Annotated in this window: 17 protein-coding genes; 5 read left to right on the top strand and 12 right to left on the bottom strand. The window is 50.3% G+C overall.

The genetic code is table 11. From position 1 onward, the window contains the following. Positions 1-11: 11 nt before the first annotated feature. From ABD880_RS11075 to ABD880_RS11050, 6 genes are all read right to left on the bottom strand, one after another. On the bottom strand, positions 12-1,448 hold the full coding sequence (locus tag ABD880_RS11075; protein ID WP_345165843.1) for a DUF4403 family protein: 1,437 nt from the start codon (positions 1,446-1,448) through the stop codon (positions 12-14). Between the two features lie 84 nt (positions 1,449-1,532). Further along, the gene (locus ABD880_RS11070; protein ID WP_345165840.1) at positions 1,533-1,862 is read right to left on the bottom strand and encodes a thioredoxin family protein; all 330 of its coding nucleotides are present in this window, start codon (positions 1,860-1,862) and stop codon (positions 1,533-1,535) included. Positions 1,863-1,984: 122 nt separating this feature from the next. Then, a complete protein-coding gene (locus tag ABD880_RS11065; RefSeq protein WP_345165838.1) occupies positions 1,985-2,713 on the bottom strand; it encodes a DUF3891 family protein in 729 nt (242 codons plus the stop codon). A 215-nt stretch (positions 2,714-2,928) separates the two neighbouring features. Next, the gene (locus ABD880_RS11060; RefSeq protein WP_345165835.1) at positions 2,929-3,591 is read right to left on the bottom strand and encodes an outer membrane beta-barrel protein; all 663 of its coding nucleotides are present in this window, start codon (positions 3,589-3,591) and stop codon (positions 2,929-2,931) included. Between the two features lie 290 nt (positions 3,592-3,881). Further along, positions 3,882-4,562 (bottom strand): opacity family porin, encoded by a 681-nt coding sequence (locus ABD880_RS11055; RefSeq protein WP_345165832.1) that lies wholly within the window; start codon positions 4,560-4,562, stop codon positions 3,882-3,884. Between the two features lie 249 nt (positions 4,563-4,811). After that, positions 4,812-5,780, bottom strand: coding sequence for an NAD-dependent epimerase/dehydratase family protein (locus ABD880_RS11050; protein WP_345165829.1), 969 nt, complete (start codon positions 5,778-5,780; stop codon positions 4,812-4,814). 112 nt (positions 5,781-5,892) lie between these two features. Between ABD880_RS11050 and ABD880_RS11045 the strand changes: the two genes are divergently transcribed. From ABD880_RS11045 to ABD880_RS11025, 5 genes are all read left to right on the top strand, one after another. Next, entirely contained in the window at positions 5,893-7,038 is a 1,146-nt protein-coding gene (locus ABD880_RS11045) for a hypothetical protein (RefSeq protein WP_345165826.1), read from the top strand. A gap of 77 nt (positions 7,039-7,115) precedes the next feature. Further along, a complete protein-coding gene (gene kbl, locus ABD880_RS11040; RefSeq protein ID WP_345165824.1) occupies positions 7,116-8,309 on the top strand; it encodes a glycine C-acetyltransferase in 1,194 nt (397 codons plus the stop codon). Positions 8,310-8,438: 129 nt separating this feature from the next. Continuing rightward, positions 8,439-8,858 carry a hypothetical protein gene (locus ABD880_RS11035; protein ID WP_345165821.1) on the top strand — a complete coding sequence of 140 codons (420 nt, stop codon included), beginning with the start codon at positions 8,439-8,441 and terminating at the stop codon, positions 8,856-8,858. 27 nt (positions 8,859-8,885) lie between these two features. After that, positions 8,886-9,323, top strand: coding sequence for a hypothetical protein (locus ABD880_RS11030; RefSeq protein WP_345165818.1), 438 nt, complete (start codon positions 8,886-8,888; stop codon positions 9,321-9,323). A 484-nt stretch (positions 9,324-9,807) separates the two neighbouring features. After that, a complete protein-coding gene (locus ABD880_RS11025) occupies positions 9,808-10,707 on the top strand; it encodes an NYN domain-containing protein (protein WP_345165815.1) in 900 nt (299 codons plus the stop codon). A gap of 167 nt (positions 10,708-10,874) precedes the next feature. Here ABD880_RS11025 and ABD880_RS11020 read toward each other — a convergent pair whose 3' ends face one another. The 6 genes from ABD880_RS11020 to folP all read right to left on the bottom strand — a co-directional run bounded on the left by ABD880_RS11020 (position 10,875) and on the right by folP (position 15,894). Then, complete coding sequence (locus tag ABD880_RS11020) at positions 10,875-11,549, bottom strand: 3'-5' exonuclease (protein WP_345165812.1); 675 nt, start codon at positions 11,547-11,549, stop codon at positions 10,875-10,877. A gap of 130 nt (positions 11,550-11,679) precedes the next feature. Further along, positions 11,680-12,384: a DUF4919 domain-containing protein gene (locus tag ABD880_RS11015; protein WP_345165810.1), complete on the bottom strand. Its 705-nt coding sequence runs from the start codon at positions 12,382-12,384 to the stop codon at positions 11,680-11,682. Positions 12,385-12,475: 91 nt separating this feature from the next. Further along, positions 12,476-13,390 carry a serine hydrolase gene (locus tag ABD880_RS11010; RefSeq protein ID WP_345165807.1) on the bottom strand — a complete coding sequence of 305 codons (915 nt, stop codon included), beginning with the start codon at positions 13,388-13,390 and terminating at the stop codon, positions 12,476-12,478. Between the two features lie 369 nt (positions 13,391-13,759). Then, positions 13,760-14,167, bottom strand: coding sequence for a hypothetical protein (locus ABD880_RS11005; protein WP_345165804.1), 408 nt, complete (start codon positions 14,165-14,167; stop codon positions 13,760-13,762). A gap of 27 nt (positions 14,168-14,194) precedes the next feature. After that, a complete protein-coding gene (cdaA, locus tag ABD880_RS11000) occupies positions 14,195-15,025 on the bottom strand; it encodes a diadenylate cyclase CdaA (RefSeq protein WP_345165800.1) in 831 nt (276 codons plus the stop codon). Next, positions 15,022-15,894, bottom strand: a complete 873-nt coding sequence (folP, locus tag ABD880_RS10995; protein WP_345165798.1) for a dihydropteroate synthase — start codon at positions 15,892-15,894, stop codon at positions 15,022-15,024. The genes cdaA and folP overlap by 4 nt, the downstream gene beginning before the upstream one ends. Positions 15,895-15,915 lie beyond the last annotated feature (21 nt).

Raw genomic sequence — 15,915 nt, 5'->3', positions numbered from 1 at the left:
TTATAAGCGAATTAATCCAGAGACAGCGCTACTTTACCAGAGGCGTTGAACAGCGTCCTGATGCCTGTTGGTGTCAAAAACAACGTGTCTGGTGCAAAGGAAAGGACGCTGCCACGCATGAGGGCATGTTCATGCAACCGGTTTTCTTTAAGGCCGTCCTGCAGACCTTGCCTGATGGAAGCCATCTGGTCTTTGATGGAGACGGTCATATGGCTTTCTAGCTGCGTCCTGAATTTGTTCTGCAAGAGCCAGTTGGCTGTGTTTAAGAGCTGATCGCGGGTTTTGACCTCATACTGCAGGTCTTTTACCTTAATGCTTTGGGTGGCGGCCTCATAAAACGGCGTGCCTTGCAGATACACCTTCCCCTGGAATTTCTTGGTGATGAACCCACTCTTGGCGCTTCCGCTCAGGTCCAGGGCCAACAGTAGTTTAGAGCCCGTCCCGCTTATGTCAATGTCATGGATGGTGAGTTGGTGCTTGCCCTCCTCAAATTTAAAGGTCTGGTTACGCACCTCTTTCTGCGCCATCTGGGTGAGGTAGGTGTAGGGCAGGTCTGTGGTGACGGCAATCTGGGCCTCTTGTGGCAAGGTGCGCACGGGGGTAAACGCCGGTAGCTGTGGTTGTACCGTCTGGGTTGGCTTTTTGCCGGTAGTCACCGAGATAAACGCATCAATGCCCACGTTCAAGCTTAACTGGTTTTTCTGCAACTCCAGCGGCGTGATCCTGATGGCTTTGGGTTCTACGCTCAACCAGGCCTTGTACCCGTCATGCACAGAGATGGGTTGTTGCAACTGGCGCCAGGCCTCTGTCAAGTAGCTCTGCAGGTTGAGCTGTTGTTGCAGTTGGCTGTCTAGCTGCTTGAGCAGCGGGGCAATCTGGGCCTTAAGCTTAGGTTCAATGAACGGTGCCAGGTTGATGTTCAAAGGCCCCAGCGAGAGGATAGGCTTGCGATCACCCCAGGAAAAATCACCCGTGGTATAGCTCTTAATCTGGTAGTTGGGCAGCATCTGCAAGCGGCTCTCGGTGCGCACCACCATGTCAAACTCGGTCTCCTCAGACTTCTGGATGTTTTTGCAGAGCTCGCAGGCGTTCCATTGCCAGCGGCCCTTGGCCCAGATGCGCAGCGGTACCTCTACGTACAGTTTACTGAATTCGGCTTTGAGCTTGATGGGACCAGTCTTGGTCACCTTGACGGCCATGTCATCATCTGTGATGTCATTGTCCTGGTAAATGATGCCCGTGAACTGCTCATTGAGCATTTGCTCCAGCATGGAAGTGGGCAGGGTGACAGGCAGGTTGATGGTAGACACCCGGCGCTCAGGCAGAGGTTGCTCTGTGACTATAGCAGCGGCGGGGGCCTGGGTAGAAAGCGAGGTGTTGGACTGGCAACCGGCTAGCCCCATGAGACCCAGGCAAGCCCATAAGCAGAAATGGAACGGTACACGCATACCCAAAGATACGGCTAATCTGCAACTGATGCGCTTTCTTAGCCCAGGTGCAGACAAACCAGCAGTAAGGAGAGAGGGTGAGGGTCAATCACAGCAGTTGAGCAGGGAGTCTAACAGGGCTTTTACTTCGTCCTCATTGGATACCAGGCCACAGCTTTTAAGCGTGCCGTTGTAATAGGTGGCAAAAAACGGGGTGCCGGTTAGTTTTACCTCTTTGCTGGAAACGGGGTTTTCTGAGGCCTCCATGCGTAGAAAGGTGATGCCTTGGTATTTAGGGTCTTGGGCAAATCTTTCTAAAGATGGCGCCAACTGCTTGCAGACGGCGCACTCTTCATCAATGAATTTTACAATCACTCGTTCTTTCTCAAATATAATAGATCGCAGCTCTGCGTCTGAAGACGTTTGTATGGCCATTGGTTTGATAGTGGGTATTAAGCCTATTTCTAACGATGTAATGCAAGAGAGGTTGGGTAATTTGGCTTGGTGCCATATAGTTCTTGAAATTGTCTTCTGCAAAGGTGCACGGGCCAAGGTTCTTACCCGGGGATTATTCTCCAGATGAGTAAGCGCACTGGCGCATCTTGTAGCACTTTTTCTAACTCCTTTGATTGAGAGAACTGCAACTGTGACAGATAGCTGGCCTCTACGCTTACCTCCAGTTCCTTCTGCTCAAACGGCCAGGGGTGCACCTGTACCTGGCCGCTGGTCAATTGCCTGAGTTCATATCTAAGGCCGTCCGGCCCCAGGCTTATCTCCAGGGCGCGCTCCATCTCGGGCAGTTCGCGGCGGCAGAGGATGAGAGAGAAGCGGTCGCACCATTGCATAAAGTCATACGCGTACTGCGCCTGGCTTTTGTTGATTTTTAGTTGTCTGCGGTTGGCTTTCTGTAGGGCCAGTTGCTCGTCTAGAAAGGCGTCCCAGGTGGGTTTCTGGCCACGCACGCTCTCATGCAGAAAGGACAGGTGCATGCTGGTGAGCAGGCTTCGCCAGTGGCCCTGGAACTTGGCCTCTTTCATAACCTGCTGGGCCTGCTCTAAAGAAAAGGGCAGTTGGGTAAAGTTGGCGGGCGCCCCGGCGGCGGTGAGGTAATAGTTGCCGGTCCAGTCTTTCTGGCCGTCGTCATGCTGGGCAATGGCGGCCAGGGTTTTCATGAAGTGCAACGGACGGTCTGCCACGCGCCAGGCAAAGCCAATCTCTGCCGCCAACAAGGCGTGTGCCTGCTGGTAAATCACTTCCCAGCCGTTCTCATGTGGGTTTACAATCATAGTCTTGGCGGCGTACCCTTCTTATGCCTTCGCGGTTTCTAACTGCTTTGCCACCCGAAAGGTTTTTTTAATAAGTCCAGAGTCTTGCGTCAGAAAATTTTGTGATGTCCGTTTTTGGCTTGTTTTCTGGAAAAGAGGTCAAAAATGGAGTTTGGACACAAAAAAGCCTGACAGAATGGGTCTATCAGGCTTTATAAGAGGGATAGTTTCAGAAACTAGAAGACAAAGCCTAAGCGCAGGCCGCCATTCACAGAAGAACCTAGTCTTAGTGTGCTTCGGTCGCTGTCAATGGTGTAGTCATTGCCGTTGGCAGGATTTACTTCTACATCACCATAGGTAAGGTAGTTAAGGCCATAGCCAAACTCTACGCCCAGGTACACATGTTTGGCAAAGTAATAGTCTGCGCCGGCCACTACGCCTAAGCCTACTCCAAAGTAGTTTCGCTCATTAACATTGCCGTTAAAATTATTTGGCCAGCCACCCTTTACTTCTAGGTTGTCACTGTCATAGTCTACAAAGAATTTGCTCAAGCGCAGTTCTGCGCCTACATAGGGAGACAAGCGCTCTGTGCCCGCAAAGTGCTTCTCAATGCCAGGGGCCAGGACAACAAGCGTAGACGTGCGGTTTTCGTCATCATTGGTGTCAGAGTAAGCATCTAGGGCGAAAGACGCTCTAAACGCCGTAGTGGGGCTTAAGAAGTAACGGCCGCGCAATTGGTTTAGACTAATGGTGCTGCCGCCGGTTATACTCAACTGCACCTCGCCGGTAATCTCACCGGTGGTAGGCTTGATGCCACCCGTGGCGGTTGCGTCCTGGGCTGAGGCAGAGAAGCCTGCTACAACTGTAAAGGCGGCGGCAATAATGAATTTCTTTAACATGGAGTTAATTGAATAAGGTATCTAACTATGGAACAATATTAAACATTCTCTATGTGCTGTAAATCGCTTACCGGAAGTCATTTTAGGTGTAGCCTGACAAGTGGCTGAGGCATAGCGCAATAATTTGCCGGGGAATGTGCCCAAGGACAGTAGCTATACTTAGGATAACAAGAGAGGACAAAAGCATCGTTTTTGGCCTGTTTTCTAGAAAACAGGCCAAAAACGGAATCAAAGTGTCCAAAAGCTTAACTGTTTAATTGACGGTTAGCTTTCAATATGGCGTAGGTGCGCTAGAATTTGAAGCCAACTTTTAAAATGGCATTCACAGAATGGCTGTCTTTTGGGGCGGTTTCTTTAGGATCGATGACATAGGAGGGCTCATTAGCTGGTTTAACCTTGATATCACCGTACATGAGGTAATCAATGCTGTAACCTAGCTCAGCGCCTACATAAAAACGTTTGGTAATGTAATAGTCAACCCCGGCAAAAAGACCAACGCCCACCCCAATATCATTGCGATCTGTGGAGCTTGTGAAGGTAGAGGCAGCACCAGTGATCTTTACTTCATCGCTTTCAAAACTAGAGAACTGTTTGCTTAGGCGCAACTCAGCACCTAAGTAAGGTGAGAAGCGTTTACTTCCTTTAAAATGTTTCTCAACGCCGGGCGCCACAATCAAATTGGTTATAGATCTACTAATCCCTCCATACCTATATTTGTTTAAATCCAGCGTGAACGAAGATCTAAGGGCGGTAGAGGGATCTAGAAAATAACGACCCCGCAATTGGTTAAGTTTGAAATGGGTAATGCCACCACCGGTGTAAGAGGCGGGAAGCTCAACCGTGAACTGACCGCTGACAGGCTTTAGGAAGGCTTTAGAAGTGGAATAATTGACGGCTGCGACTTCTTGGGCAGAGGCAGACAAACCTAGACTTGAAAAGAGAACGGCGGTGTAAGCAATTTTTTTGAGCATGTTAGATTGGATATAAGTTATAAAAATTTGGGGTATTAAACATTTTATATATTCTATAAACTGCCTCTGGAACTTGTATAGTATAAAGAGATTAAATAAATATTCTGGGAATTCAATTTAATAGAAGGACGCATAGTAAGGTCATTATTGAATAGACCTAGCTCACTATTCAAAGGGGTTTCTAAAAAGCAAGAATCCCTGCCGAAGTCTTGCTTCAGCAGGGATTCACGTATTGTCAATTCGTAATTCCTAATTCGTAATTCGTGCTTCTTTCAGGTTCAGGAGCATGTCATCGGTCATGGTGTCCAGGTCAAACTCTGGTTGCCAGCCCCAGTCCTGGCGGGCGGCGCTGTCATCAATGCTCTGCGGCCAGGAGTCTGCTATCTGCTGACGGCTGTCTGGCTTATAAGTGATGGTGAAGTCTGGGATATGGCGCTGAATGCTGGCCGTAATCTCTTTAGGCGAGAAGCTGATGGCGCTCAGGTTGTAGCTGGAGCGTACTTTCACTTTTTCTGCCGGGGCGTGCATCAAGTCCAGGGTGGCTTTGATGGCGTCAGACATGTACATCATGGGCAGGTAGGTACCTTCGCTCAGGAAACACTCATAGGTGCCTTTGTCCAAGGCCTGGTGATAAATGTCCACGGCGTAGTCTGTGGTACCTCCGCCTGGTAGGGCTTTCCAGCCAATGAGACCCGGGTAACGCAGGCTGCGCACGTCCAGGCCGTATTTCTCAAAGTAATACTCGCACCAGCGCTCACCGGCCTGCTTGCTGATGCCGTAAATCGTGTTAGGGTCCATGACGGTGTGCTGCGGGGTGTCTTGACGCGGCGTGTTAGGCCCGAACACGGCAATGGAAGAGGGCCAGTACACGCGCTCTACTTTATGCTCCAGGCACAGATCCAGCACATTGATGAGGCCGTCCATGTTCAATTTCCAGGCAAACTTGGGGTTCTTCTCACCGGTGGCAGAAAGAATGGCCGCCAGGTGATAGACTTGCTTGAACTTGTACTGGGTAAATAAGTCTGCCAGGCGGGTGGCGTCCAGCACGTCGGCAATGGCAAAGGGGCCCGAGTCGCGCAGGTCGGCTTGCTTGGGTTCTTGGATGTCGGCGGCCACTACGTTGGCGTTGCCGTATAATTTTCTCAGTTCCAGGGTGAGTTCAGAGCCTAGTTGGCCACAGGCGCCTATCACCAAAATCGTGTCGTCGGTCGTTGTCATGCGAGGTTGAAAGTATAGCAAACAAATGTACGTTATATCTGGGGCATCAAAAAATATGGGCGTGGCTCTTAGCCTTTTGTATCTTTGAACATAGAACCACGCGTACCTCTTTATGACCTTCACAGAGTTTCTGGTTAAGCGACGGATTGATGAAGCGGCCTTTGCGGCCGGTGATGCGGGCCGGTACGCGCAGTGGCAGACGCTATACGCCCAAATGCACCCCAATAGTTTTTACAACTCGGTGAAGATGGTGCTCAATGACGTTCGCCGAAGGTTCCATCTAGCCCAAGCTCCAGTAGAGGCAGTTCCCGCTCCGGCCAAACCGAAGCCCGTCATACGCCGCGCACCGTCAGCCGCTCCGGTAGCAGATGCCACAGAGCAAGCCCCCGTCTCCAGACAGCCCGCCGAGATAGTTGCCCAACAGTCTGCACCGATGATGGAGGAAAAGAAGACGGAGGAAGTTTCATCATCGGAAACCTCTAAACCAGCCAAGCCCAGGCCGGTCTTTAAGCGTCCTGCTCCAGCCCCGGCGGCCAGTGAACAGGCACCTGCATCCCCAGAAAAATCTGAACCAGTGCCGGAAATTCCTGCCCCAGCGCCCAGACCACGTCCCGTTTTCAAACGACCATCGGCGGCCGCTTCTGTTCCAGACCAGCAGCCAGTAGAGAAGGCACCCGAACCAAAAGCAGAAAGCCCGGCGGTTGATTCGCCTACACCGCCCAGACCTAGACCTGTGTTCAAGCGTCCTGCGGCTACCCCTGAAACCAAGGCTGATGAGATAGTTGGTCAGGAACCGTTTTTGGCCTCAAATCCAGAAAACAGCCCAAAAACGGAACTTGAGTCGGGAGCTGTGTCAACTTCTGCCGCAGAAGCAAAACCTGCCACGCCCAGACCTAGGCCGGTGTTTAAAAGGCCATCGGCGGAAGTGAAAGGGGAGGGAAGCACTGAAGAGCTATCTTCTTTAAACCAACCCTTGCCTGAGCCAACGCAGGAACCAACCGTTGAAACAACACATTCTGCTAAACCACCCAGGCCAAGGCCTGTCTTTAAACGGCCTTCTGCTCCAGTAGAGCCTGAAAATGAAGAGCAAGTACCTGCTTCGTTTTCGGCCTCAAATCCAGAAAACAGGCCAAAAACGGAAGAAGCAGGTGATATAGAGTCTGCGCCAGAGCCAACACCTTCTGCCAAAACGCCCCGGCCGCGGCCCATTTTCAAAAGACCCGGTCCGCCGGCGCAGGGCGATGGAAACCCCAAATGATTGATTACTTTTACAGAGGATAAGGCGTTCTTTAAGAGAGCGAATAACGAACAACCAAAAACGAGCACCCAACGACCATGTACGAAACCTTACAACCAGATTTACAGCAACAACTGGCCGACATTGAAGCCGCCGGTTTATATAAAAGAGAGCGCATCATCACTACTCCCCAGCACGCTGAGATTAAAACCCAGCAGACTGGCGAGGTCTTGAACTTCTGCGCCAACAACTACCTGGGCCTTTCGTCGCACCCCGCGGTGATAGAGGCGGCCAAAAAGACCATTGACACCCACGGCTACGGCATGAGCTCAGTGCGTTTTATCTGCGGTACCCAGGACATTCACAAAGAACTGGAAGCCAAGATTGCCGAGTTCCTGGGCACTGAGGACACCATTCTATACGCGGCCGCTTTTGACGCCAACGGCGGGGTGTTTGAGCCTTTGTTTGATGAGCAGTCTGCCATCATCTCAGATGCGTTGAACCATGCTTCTATCATTGACGGCGTGCGTCTGTGCAAAGCCCAGCGCTACCGCTATGAGCACAACAATATGGAGGACCTGGAGGCCAAACTACAGGAAAGCCAGGGTGCCAGGCATCGCATCATTGTCACGGACGGTTCTTTCTCCATGGACGGCACCATTGCCCAACTAGACAAAATCTGTGACCTGGCAGACCAATACAAAGCGCTGGTGATGGTAGACGAGTGCCATTCTAGTGGTTTCATTGGCAAAACCGGCCGCGGTACGCATGAGCACCACAACGTGATGGGCCGCGTGGACATCATCACGGGTACCTTGGGCAAAGCCTTGGGCGGCGCTATGGGCGGCTTCACCTCGGGTAGAAAAGAGATTGTAGACATGTTGCGTCAGCGTTCGCGCCCGTATCTGTTCTCCAACTCATTGGCTCCTTCTATTGTAGGTGCGTCTTTAGCGGTGTTAGATTTGCTGAGCTCTAGCACTGAACTGCGCGACCGTCTGGAGAAGAACACAATGTACTTCAGGGAGAAGATGACGGCCGCTGGTTTTGACATCAAGCCAGGCGTGCATCCTATTGTGCCGGTGATGCTGTATGACGCCAAGCTGGCCCAGGCTTTTGCCGCTAAGATGCTGGAGAAAGGCATTTACGTAGTTGGCTTCTACTACCCAGTGGTAGCCAAAGGCGCAGCCCGCATCAGGGTTCAACTCTCTGCCGAGCATACTATGGAACATATTGACCGTGCCATCGCCGCTTTCATTGAAGTAGGCCATGAGCTGGGTGTCTTGAAAGCTTAACCGTTTTTAGCCTGTTTTACAGGAAATAGCTCAAAAACGCCTGTGTGCCTGTTGGTTACACAGGCGTTTTGCTTTTTATTAAGATTAGTTTATGGTAATATTGCACCTGTTTATCTACCTGGCCTGATTATGCAAAAAGTGTTTACCCTTCTTTGTTTTATTCTCTGCTTCAGCTTTGTTTCTTTGCAAGCCTCATGGGCGCAGGAGCAGAAGCCCGGTCGTATTTCTTTGTTGCTAGACGGTAAAGCGCTGGATGAAAAGCGGCAGTATGCCTTTGATGAATTAAAAGGTGCGCTAGAAGTGACTTTGCCCGGCGAAGAATTTTCAAAAGTGCAAGTGTATTTAGTGCGCGGAAGCAGGCCTGTTAAGATGCATACCGTGCAAGGCAATGCCTTTAAGGATTTCAACCTGTATGAATGGCTCATGACCGAAGGTAAAGCCCAGGACGGAACTCTTATGCCTTTTTCTGTGGCCAGAGCGGGCGACCGCATGGTTGTCTTATTGTCTTTGAACACCGGTGAAAAAGCCGTAAACATCTCTTTTAAATAGACCATTTTAAGGCTTAAAAAGTCACCTATGGCATTTATTATTACCTGTAAGCAGGTAACACTCCTCTGCGCTTTTCTAAGCATAGGGCTAGGCTTTTCTCGTATCGCCTGTGGGCAAGCCAGCAAGATGGAACAAAGCTTTGAGGTAACCTTGAACGGGAAGCCCCTCCATTTTGACCAGAAATACACAGTAAAAGAGCTAACCGGTAAGCTGGATTTTTCTTTCAAAGACGCCAAGTTGGATAAAGTGACCATTTACTTAATAAGAGGTACCCTGCCTTTCAATATTTACACCATCAACGGCCCAGATGATTACAAAGACTTTCAATTTTCTGAATGGTTGAAAGGAGACAAGGGCAAGGCCAAAGAAGGTCAAGGATTTCAACCTGCCAAACTAGGAGACCGCGTCCTTTTTGAGTATGCCTGGGACGGCGGCGGCGGGGCCGTTAATCTTCATATCAAATAACCAGTACGGATGGCTGTTTGTGAAATTACAGCGTAAATACTAGTTCTGCGACCCGCCTAAGGGCCTGTATATAGGCTTTTTATATTTTTGTTGCCATACCCAGTTGAGTTACTTACTTTTGTGACCGGCCTGCTGGGAGAGCAGCCCTTTTTAGGAAAAGATACTGGCACTGCCAGATGCTCTGACTAAGCATCTAAAGACAGCAAAACAACACATCGGCCTTTCTTGTTAACTGACTACTAGCAAGAGGAATAGTAAACTGCGTGTGAACGCAAGGTATAGTAATACATAGGATTCTTTATTTTATCACAGATTAGATATAATCTACAGAAACCCGCTTCATTACCCGTTTCTGATTTCTTTTACCTCCCCCGCCCCAAAAAGAACCTGTACGTCTGTTGCCTGCTTTCACGTCCCAGTCTATAGCTTGGTTTTGTTGCCCCTTGCCAGGATCTAATTGACAGACCAAAAACAACAGACAGACATGCAAGAAAAATTAGTAAGAATTGGCGTCTTCTATGATGGCAACTACTTTCTCCAGGTAAGCAACTACTACGCCTACGGGCACAACCGCAAACGCCGCATCAGCATATCAGGGTTGCACGAGTTCATCAGGGACCAGGTGGCCCAGGAAGAAGGCATGGACCCGCGCCTTTGCAAAATAGTAGACGCCCACTACTTCAGGGGAAGACTTAACGCCTATGACGCCAGCCAGCGCGGCGACACCCTGTATTGGGACCGCGTCTTTGATGACATCCTCATGTCTGAAGGCGTGACTACCCACTACCTACCCGTACGCACCACTCCAGAAGGCTTTAAGCAGGAACGCGGCATTGACGTGTGGCTGGCTTTAGAGGCCTTTGAGCAGGCGTTTTATAAGCGGTTTGACGTGATGGTCTTGATTTCTTCTGACGGCGACTACGTGCCCTTGGTGCGTAAAATCAACACGTTGGGTACCCGCGTCATGGCCCTTACCTGGGAGTTTGAGTACACCACAGACAACGGTCAGCGCATGACCACGCGCCCATCACAGGACCTGGTAGCCGAGGTAAACTATCCCTTGTCTATGCACACCCTCATTGACCAGCGCATTGCCCAGAACGACCCGGCCATGAACCGCCTGTTTGTTCAGCCAGACCAAAAACGCGTCACAACAACCACAGACAGCGCAGACGTTATCACAGAAACCCACGGCGAAGGCGAGATCATGAGCCTAAAGAACGGTTACGGTTTCATTAAATACCCGCCCAACAACCTGTTCTTCCATTTCACCAACGTGATAGACACAGACTTTACCGAACTGCGCGTAGGCGATTTTGTGGAGTTTGAAATCACCAAGGACGAAGAAGGCAATGACGTGGCCAAGAACGTAAAGATGATCTAATGCTTTCAACTTATAGCTTACAAAAAAGGGAACCGATGCTGCATCGGTTCCCTTTTTTGTTTTTAGCCTGTTTTCCAGAAAACAAGCTAAAAACGATTCTGTCACACGCTTTACCGGTAGAACGAAGAGTGAGGTGCTTTTGCTAGAAGGGGCTCTGCCAAGAGGTGTTAAGAGTTGATTAGCGCCTCGTCTTCTGGTTTGGAGAAGGAAGGACCGGGCACCAGCTCTGCAAATGGCGGCAACCAGCGCGGAGAACCATACTTGGGGTTGATGACCAGCTTGTTGAGCAGTGGGTCTACAGAACTTTCCTCATGTAACCGGTGTAACAGGTGCCAGGTAGCGGTAGTGTCTGGCAAGGCGCGGTGCCATCTGGGCAGCGGCACGTTGTACACCCGGCACATGTCGGCTAGGCTCCTGGGCGAAGGCTGGCGCATGCGACAAACTGATAGTGTGTCTAGGAACGGGTGTTGGGTAGCGGGCATCTTAAAGCGGCGGTAGGCGGCATACAAAAAGCTCAGGTCATAGGGGGCGTTGTGCGCCACCACCACGCTGTCACCAATAAACTCCCGCAAAATGGTGAACGCCGCCTGCTCTTGCATGCCGTGCACTAGGTCCTCGTCCCTGATACCGGTGATTTCCGTGATTTTTCGCGGGAGCGGGATATTTACCTTCACCATGGTCTGGAACTGCGACACCACTTTGCCATGAGCACCCCGCAAGGCGGCAATCTCAATCACGCGTCCTTTGCTGGCGCTCAAGCCGGTGGTTTCAAAGTCCAGCACCGTCACATTCTCCAGCACGTTAATGGTCTGCGGAAACAGCGGAAGAAAGGCATTGGACATAGGAAGCATGAAAAGTGATAAGCCAAAAAGAAGCTTTCTATACGTGCATCTAAAAGAATGGCTTCTCAGAAGTTTGTTTTTGAGCTGTTTTCCAGAAATCAGGCCAAAAACGGACTAACCATTTTATGCATTACAAGTCAGTCCTGAGGAGGTTCACCACCGTTAAAAACAGCTCCTCTTCCTGGCCAGACGTTGGGTTTTTAATAAGCCAAATGTCGGTCATGCCCGCTTTGGCCTCTCCGGTACTTCCTTTCCGGCGTATGGCTTCCAGACCCATGAGGGGAAGGAAAGCATATTCATCAGCTATGCTAGTAACCCAATACCCATTTTTCAACGATTGGCCAGTGCCACTGGAGGTAATAGCGCCCAGGAGAAGACGCAGTTGCGCCTCATAAAAGGAGGTTTGAGAGGCTTGGTTGGTGTTAGAGTGGCAAGCATGCAGCGCAGCAATGAGTTCCAGGTTCACGGGGTCTCTTTGCAGGGCTTTCTCGCCCAAAGGAATGGCCTTGGCAAAATTTCCTTCCCTAAACACGTTATTGAAAGCCTTGATGGCATCAGACTTTGGGGCGTAGGGGGAAAAACCTTTGTTGAAAAGCTTGCCATAATACAGGAACTGTCCCTGAATCAAGGACATGGTGGCGGGGTTGGTCTTGAACTGGCTAACCAGTGAGTCATAAAAGAAAAGAGAAGCCGGATTCTGAGTCTGTTCTTTGATGCGCTTAAGGTCAATCTCCTGACTAGCCGCAGAAAAAGACAAGCCCATAAGAAGCAACAGGAGTAGGCCTGTTTTTCTGAAAGACAAGAGACTGGATGTTAGAAGCAGGTGATTTGTCATACAGGTAAAAGCTTTAGCCGTGGTGGGTAGGTGCGAGGGAGCAAAGATGCTAACTCCAGTTAAGTTGCGGAATTAATGGCTATAGTCAAAACTAATATCTCTCCACGCCCGGCGCAGGTTTCCAGCCTGATTTGGGCTCAAAGTGTTGCCAAAGCGTTTTGGATACCTCTCTAATCAAAACATAGCCAGCGTTGTCATCTTGCCAGCGTTGGTCTTTCTGGTTTTTGGTGATGATGCAGAAGACATAGTCGCCGTGCGGGGCATTCACTAGTACCACCTCAGACTTTGACTGGTTTACGGCGCCAGATTTGGAGGCGGTATGCACGTAGGGCGGTATCTGGGATAATGCCTCACTGTCATAGTAAATACGGCCCAGGTTGCGGTACATGCGCTCACTGGCAGCGGGACTCACGGCTTTGCCTTCTCTAATCATAGTTAGCAATGAAGCCATCTCGCGCGGCGTGGTCTGGCCCCAACCATATTTTTCCCAGTTTGGTCTGCGGCCGGGCGTGCGCGAGTTCATGCGGGTGTATTGAAAGCCGTTGCGCTCCAGCCACTGGTTGATAGCCGTGCCGGTGCCGGCCAAGTGCTGAAGCCACAGACTGCCCGTGTTGTCTGAGGTAGTGATGCTCAGCATCTGCACCTTGCTCAAAGCCACCAGGCTGCTGTCCTTGAAGTTGCCCACAATGTCTTCGCCGGCATAATATAAAGAGTCTCGGTACTGCAGAATGGTTTTCGGGTCTAGTTCGCCGCGTTCTATTTTGTTGAACACCCCCACCATGATGGGCACCTTAATCATGCTGGCCGTTGGGAAGAGCGTGTCTGCGTTGATGGCAACGGTTTTGCCGGTCTTGAGATGCTTCACATAAATGCCCACTTCGCCCTCAAACCCTTTGGTCAAGGCTTCTAGCTTCTGGGTTAGTTTCTTGTCTATCTTCTCTTTAGGATTCTGCGCGAAAGTGGCGAAGGATAACAGGCAGAAAAGCAGAGGTTGGAGGAGGCGCATGGCATTCAGTTTCATCTGCAAAAGATAGGGAATCAATACGAAAAGGGGAGAGGCATTTTTGGCTTGTTTTCTGGAAAGTAGGGCAAAAACGGACTATGCAACGTTTTATAAATCTTTCACCGTGAGAAATATTAAAAGAACTAGCCCGATGTGGAAACTTGCTATGAGACAGAGTGTTTTTTGTTTATTGGTTATCATGTCTATCAAAAGTCCATAAATAGGAAATTGACAGATGGCCAGAATGGTAAAAGCTGGTCTTAGCTCACCAAAAAATGAGAAGCTAATCATGCCTGTCGGGAATAAAATAATAGCCGGTGAATAATAACCATGACCACCACCAATCATCAATTGAGCTGGCTGTATATATACTTAAGATAAAAACCATGCTATCGCCAGAAGAACAAAGGGCAATGATAAGGAAGCAATAAAATATATTGCCCAAAGCTTGCCGTCGTACGTTTTGTAGTTTCCTAGTAAGCGCTTATATCTGTCTTTATAAAAGATAAGCCCATAATTGAGTAAGATGCATGGCAATAGGTATGGAATGAAAAATTCAAGAAACCCATTCACCTTCTCTCCTAGAGGGGTGTGTATGCTTAAATCGTAAAAATCAGTTTGAAGCTGGTCGCGGAGAATGGACACAAAGACGAGGAGATTCAAGGCCATTGCCATTCCTGTGAAAGCCATCATGTAGTATTTCCACACCCCGGCATTCTGTGGCCTAGAACGCATTTTAACAATTCCGTCTATCCAGATTTGATAGTAGAAATTACGCATGAGGAGACTGATAAAATAAGTTTGACCTTACGCCGCAGAGGCTTTCTCTATCACCTTCGGTTCAATGTCGAAGAGGTACTGATTGAGTTTCGAGCGGAGGTCGGCGGCGGAGAGGTTGCGGTAGACTTCGCCGTTGCGCACAATGGCAATCTGGCCGGTTTCCTCAGAAACTACCAAGACTACGCTGTCGGTGACTTCGGTGAGTCCGATAGCGGCGCGGTGACGGAGACCCATGGAGGCGGGCACGTCATTGCTTTCGGTGACGGGCAGAATACAGCGGGCGGCTTTGATGCGGTTGCCCTGGATGATGACAGCGCCATCGTGCAAAGGGCTAGTCTTGTTGAAGATGGACAAGAGCAGACGCTTGCTTACCATGGCATCAATGGCATCGCCAGACTCAGCATAGTAGCGCAGTTCTGAGCTACGGGCAAAGACAATGAGGGCGCCGGTGTTTTTACCAGCCAATGACTTGGCGGCTTCTATGAAAGGTGTGATGCTGAGTTTATCGGCACTTTGGGTTTTACGCCAGGGAAAGCTTTTGAAGAAACGGTCGTTGTTGAAGGCGGTGGTCTTGCCAATCATCAAGAGAAACCGCCGTATCTCAGGCTGAAACACGATGATGGCCGCCAGTACGCCCACGCCCATGAACTGACCCAGAATGATGGTGAGCAGTTCCATGCCCGCCGCCTTCACTACCAGGTACAAAAGATAGATGGAGAGCAGGCCCAGGAAGATTTTGAGCGCCACGCTACCGGTGAGCAGTTTATAGAGCTGATAGAGCAAGACGGTGACCAGCAGCACATCTATGATGTCCAGCCACTCTACTTCTAAAAACCCTATGGTAAACAACTGAATCACGCGGATTTGGTTTTATGTACTAGTTGTATGGTCTGTACGGCTTCCTTTACGTCATGCACCCGCATTATGTCGGCCCCGTTCAATAACGCCAGGGTGTTGGCTACAATTGTGCCGGTGAGTGCCTCTGCGGGTTCTACCTGCAGTGGTTTGTAAATCATGCCCTTGCGGGAAAGACCAATCAAGAGTGGCAGTTCCAGCATCTCCAGCTCGCGCAAGTGCTTAAGCAGGAAATAGTTCTGGTCTAGGGTCTTCGCAAACCCGAAGCCCGGATCCAGCAGAATGTCCTTCACGCCCAAGGCCCGCAAGGCCGCCACTTTTTCTGTATAATACGCAATAAGCTCTTCTATCAACCCGTTGGGATACTCCGTCAAAGACGCCATGGTCTGCGGCGTGCCACGCATGTGCATCAAGACGTACGGTACGCCCAGCCTACCAACGGTTTCAAACATGCCCTCGTCCAGGGTTCCGCCAGAGACGTCATTGATGAGGTGCGCGCCGTTTTTGACCGCCTCTTGTGCCACTTTGGCCCTGAACGTATCTACAGAGATAAGCGCCTCTGGGTAGGCCTGGGCCACGGCTTCTATCACCGGTATTACTCGGTCCAGCTCCTCTTGCGCAGATACCTCTGGGGCGCCGGGCCGGGTAGAGTAACCGCCAATGTCCAGGAAGGTGGCGCCGTCTGCCAGCATCTGCCCGGCCTTGGCCACGGTCATGTCCAGGTTAGAGACACGGCTGTTGGCGTAGAAAGAATCTGGCGTTGCGTTCAAGATGCCCATCACCGCGGGTACCTCTAATGAGACCAGTTTGCCGCCGCAGTTAAGGGTGGATTTTTTGCAAAAAAGTGTATCTTTCGCTTTAAATAGGCTCATTTACCTTAAAAGTAAAACGAA

This window comes from Nibribacter koreensis (assembly GCF_039541795.1).
Classification (GTDB): Bacteria; Bacteroidota; Bacteroidia; order Cytophagales; family Hymenobacteraceae; genus Nibribacter; species Nibribacter koreensis.
The sequence above is the reverse complement of the archived record's forward strand: the minus strand, read 5'-3'. Positions and strand labels throughout refer to the sequence as shown.

Bases quoted from the DNA above. Each gene is read 5' to 3' on its own strand.
- ABD880_RS11030 (WP_345165818.1), top strand. From the start codon at position 8,886: ATGGCATTTATTATTACCTGTAAGCAGGTAACACTCCTCTGCGCTTTT.
- ABD880_RS11075 (WP_345165843.1), bottom strand. From the start codon at position 1,448: ATGCGTGTACCGTTCCATTTCTGCTTATGGGCTTGCCTGGGTCTCATG.
- ABD880_RS11005 (WP_345165804.1), bottom strand. From the start codon at position 14,167: ATGCGTAATTTCTACTATCAAATCTGGATAGACGGAATTGTTAAAATG.
- ABD880_RS11055 (WP_345165832.1), bottom strand. From the start codon at position 4,562: ATGCTCAAAAAAATTGCTTACACCGCCGTTCTCTTTTCAAGTCTAGGT.
- ABD880_RS11025 (WP_345165815.1), top strand. From the start codon at position 9,808: ATGCAAGAAAAATTAGTAAGAATTGGCGTCTTCTATGATGGCAACTAC.
- ABD880_RS11050 (WP_345165829.1), bottom strand. From the start codon at position 5,780: ATGACAACGACCGACGACACGATTTTGGTGATAGGCGCCTGTGGCCAA.
- ABD880_RS11015 (WP_345165810.1), bottom strand. From the start codon at position 12,384: ATGACAAATCACCTGCTTCTAACATCCAGTCTCTTGTCTTTCAGAAAA.
- ABD880_RS11035 (WP_345165821.1), top strand. From the start codon at position 8,439: ATGCAAAAAGTGTTTACCCTTCTTTGTTTTATTCTCTGCTTCAGCTTT.
- ABD880_RS11060 (WP_345165835.1), bottom strand. From the start codon at position 3,591: ATGTTAAAGAAATTCATTATTGCCGCCGCCTTTACAGTTGTAGCAGGC.
- folP (WP_345165798.1), bottom strand. From the start codon at position 15,894: ATGAGCCTATTTAAAGCGAAAGATACACTTTTTTGCAAAAAATCCACC.
- ABD880_RS11020 (WP_345165812.1), bottom strand. From the start codon at position 11,549: ATGTCCAATGCCTTTCTTCCGCTGTTTCCGCAGACCATTAACGTGCTG.
- ABD880_RS11065 (WP_345165838.1), bottom strand. From the start codon at position 2,713: ATGATTGTAAACCCACATGAGAACGGCTGGGAAGTGATTTACCAGCAG.
- ABD880_RS11070 (WP_345165840.1), bottom strand. From the start codon at position 1,862: ATGGCCATACAAACGTCTTCAGACGCAGAGCTGCGATCTATTATATTT.
- ABD880_RS11045 (WP_345165826.1), top strand. From the start codon at position 5,893: ATGACCTTCACAGAGTTTCTGGTTAAGCGACGGATTGATGAAGCGGCC.
- kbl (WP_345165824.1), top strand. From the start codon at position 7,116: ATGTACGAAACCTTACAACCAGATTTACAGCAACAACTGGCCGACATT.
- ABD880_RS11010 (WP_345165807.1), bottom strand. From the start codon at position 13,390: ATGCGCCTCCTCCAACCTCTGCTTTTCTGCCTGTTATCCTTCGCCACT.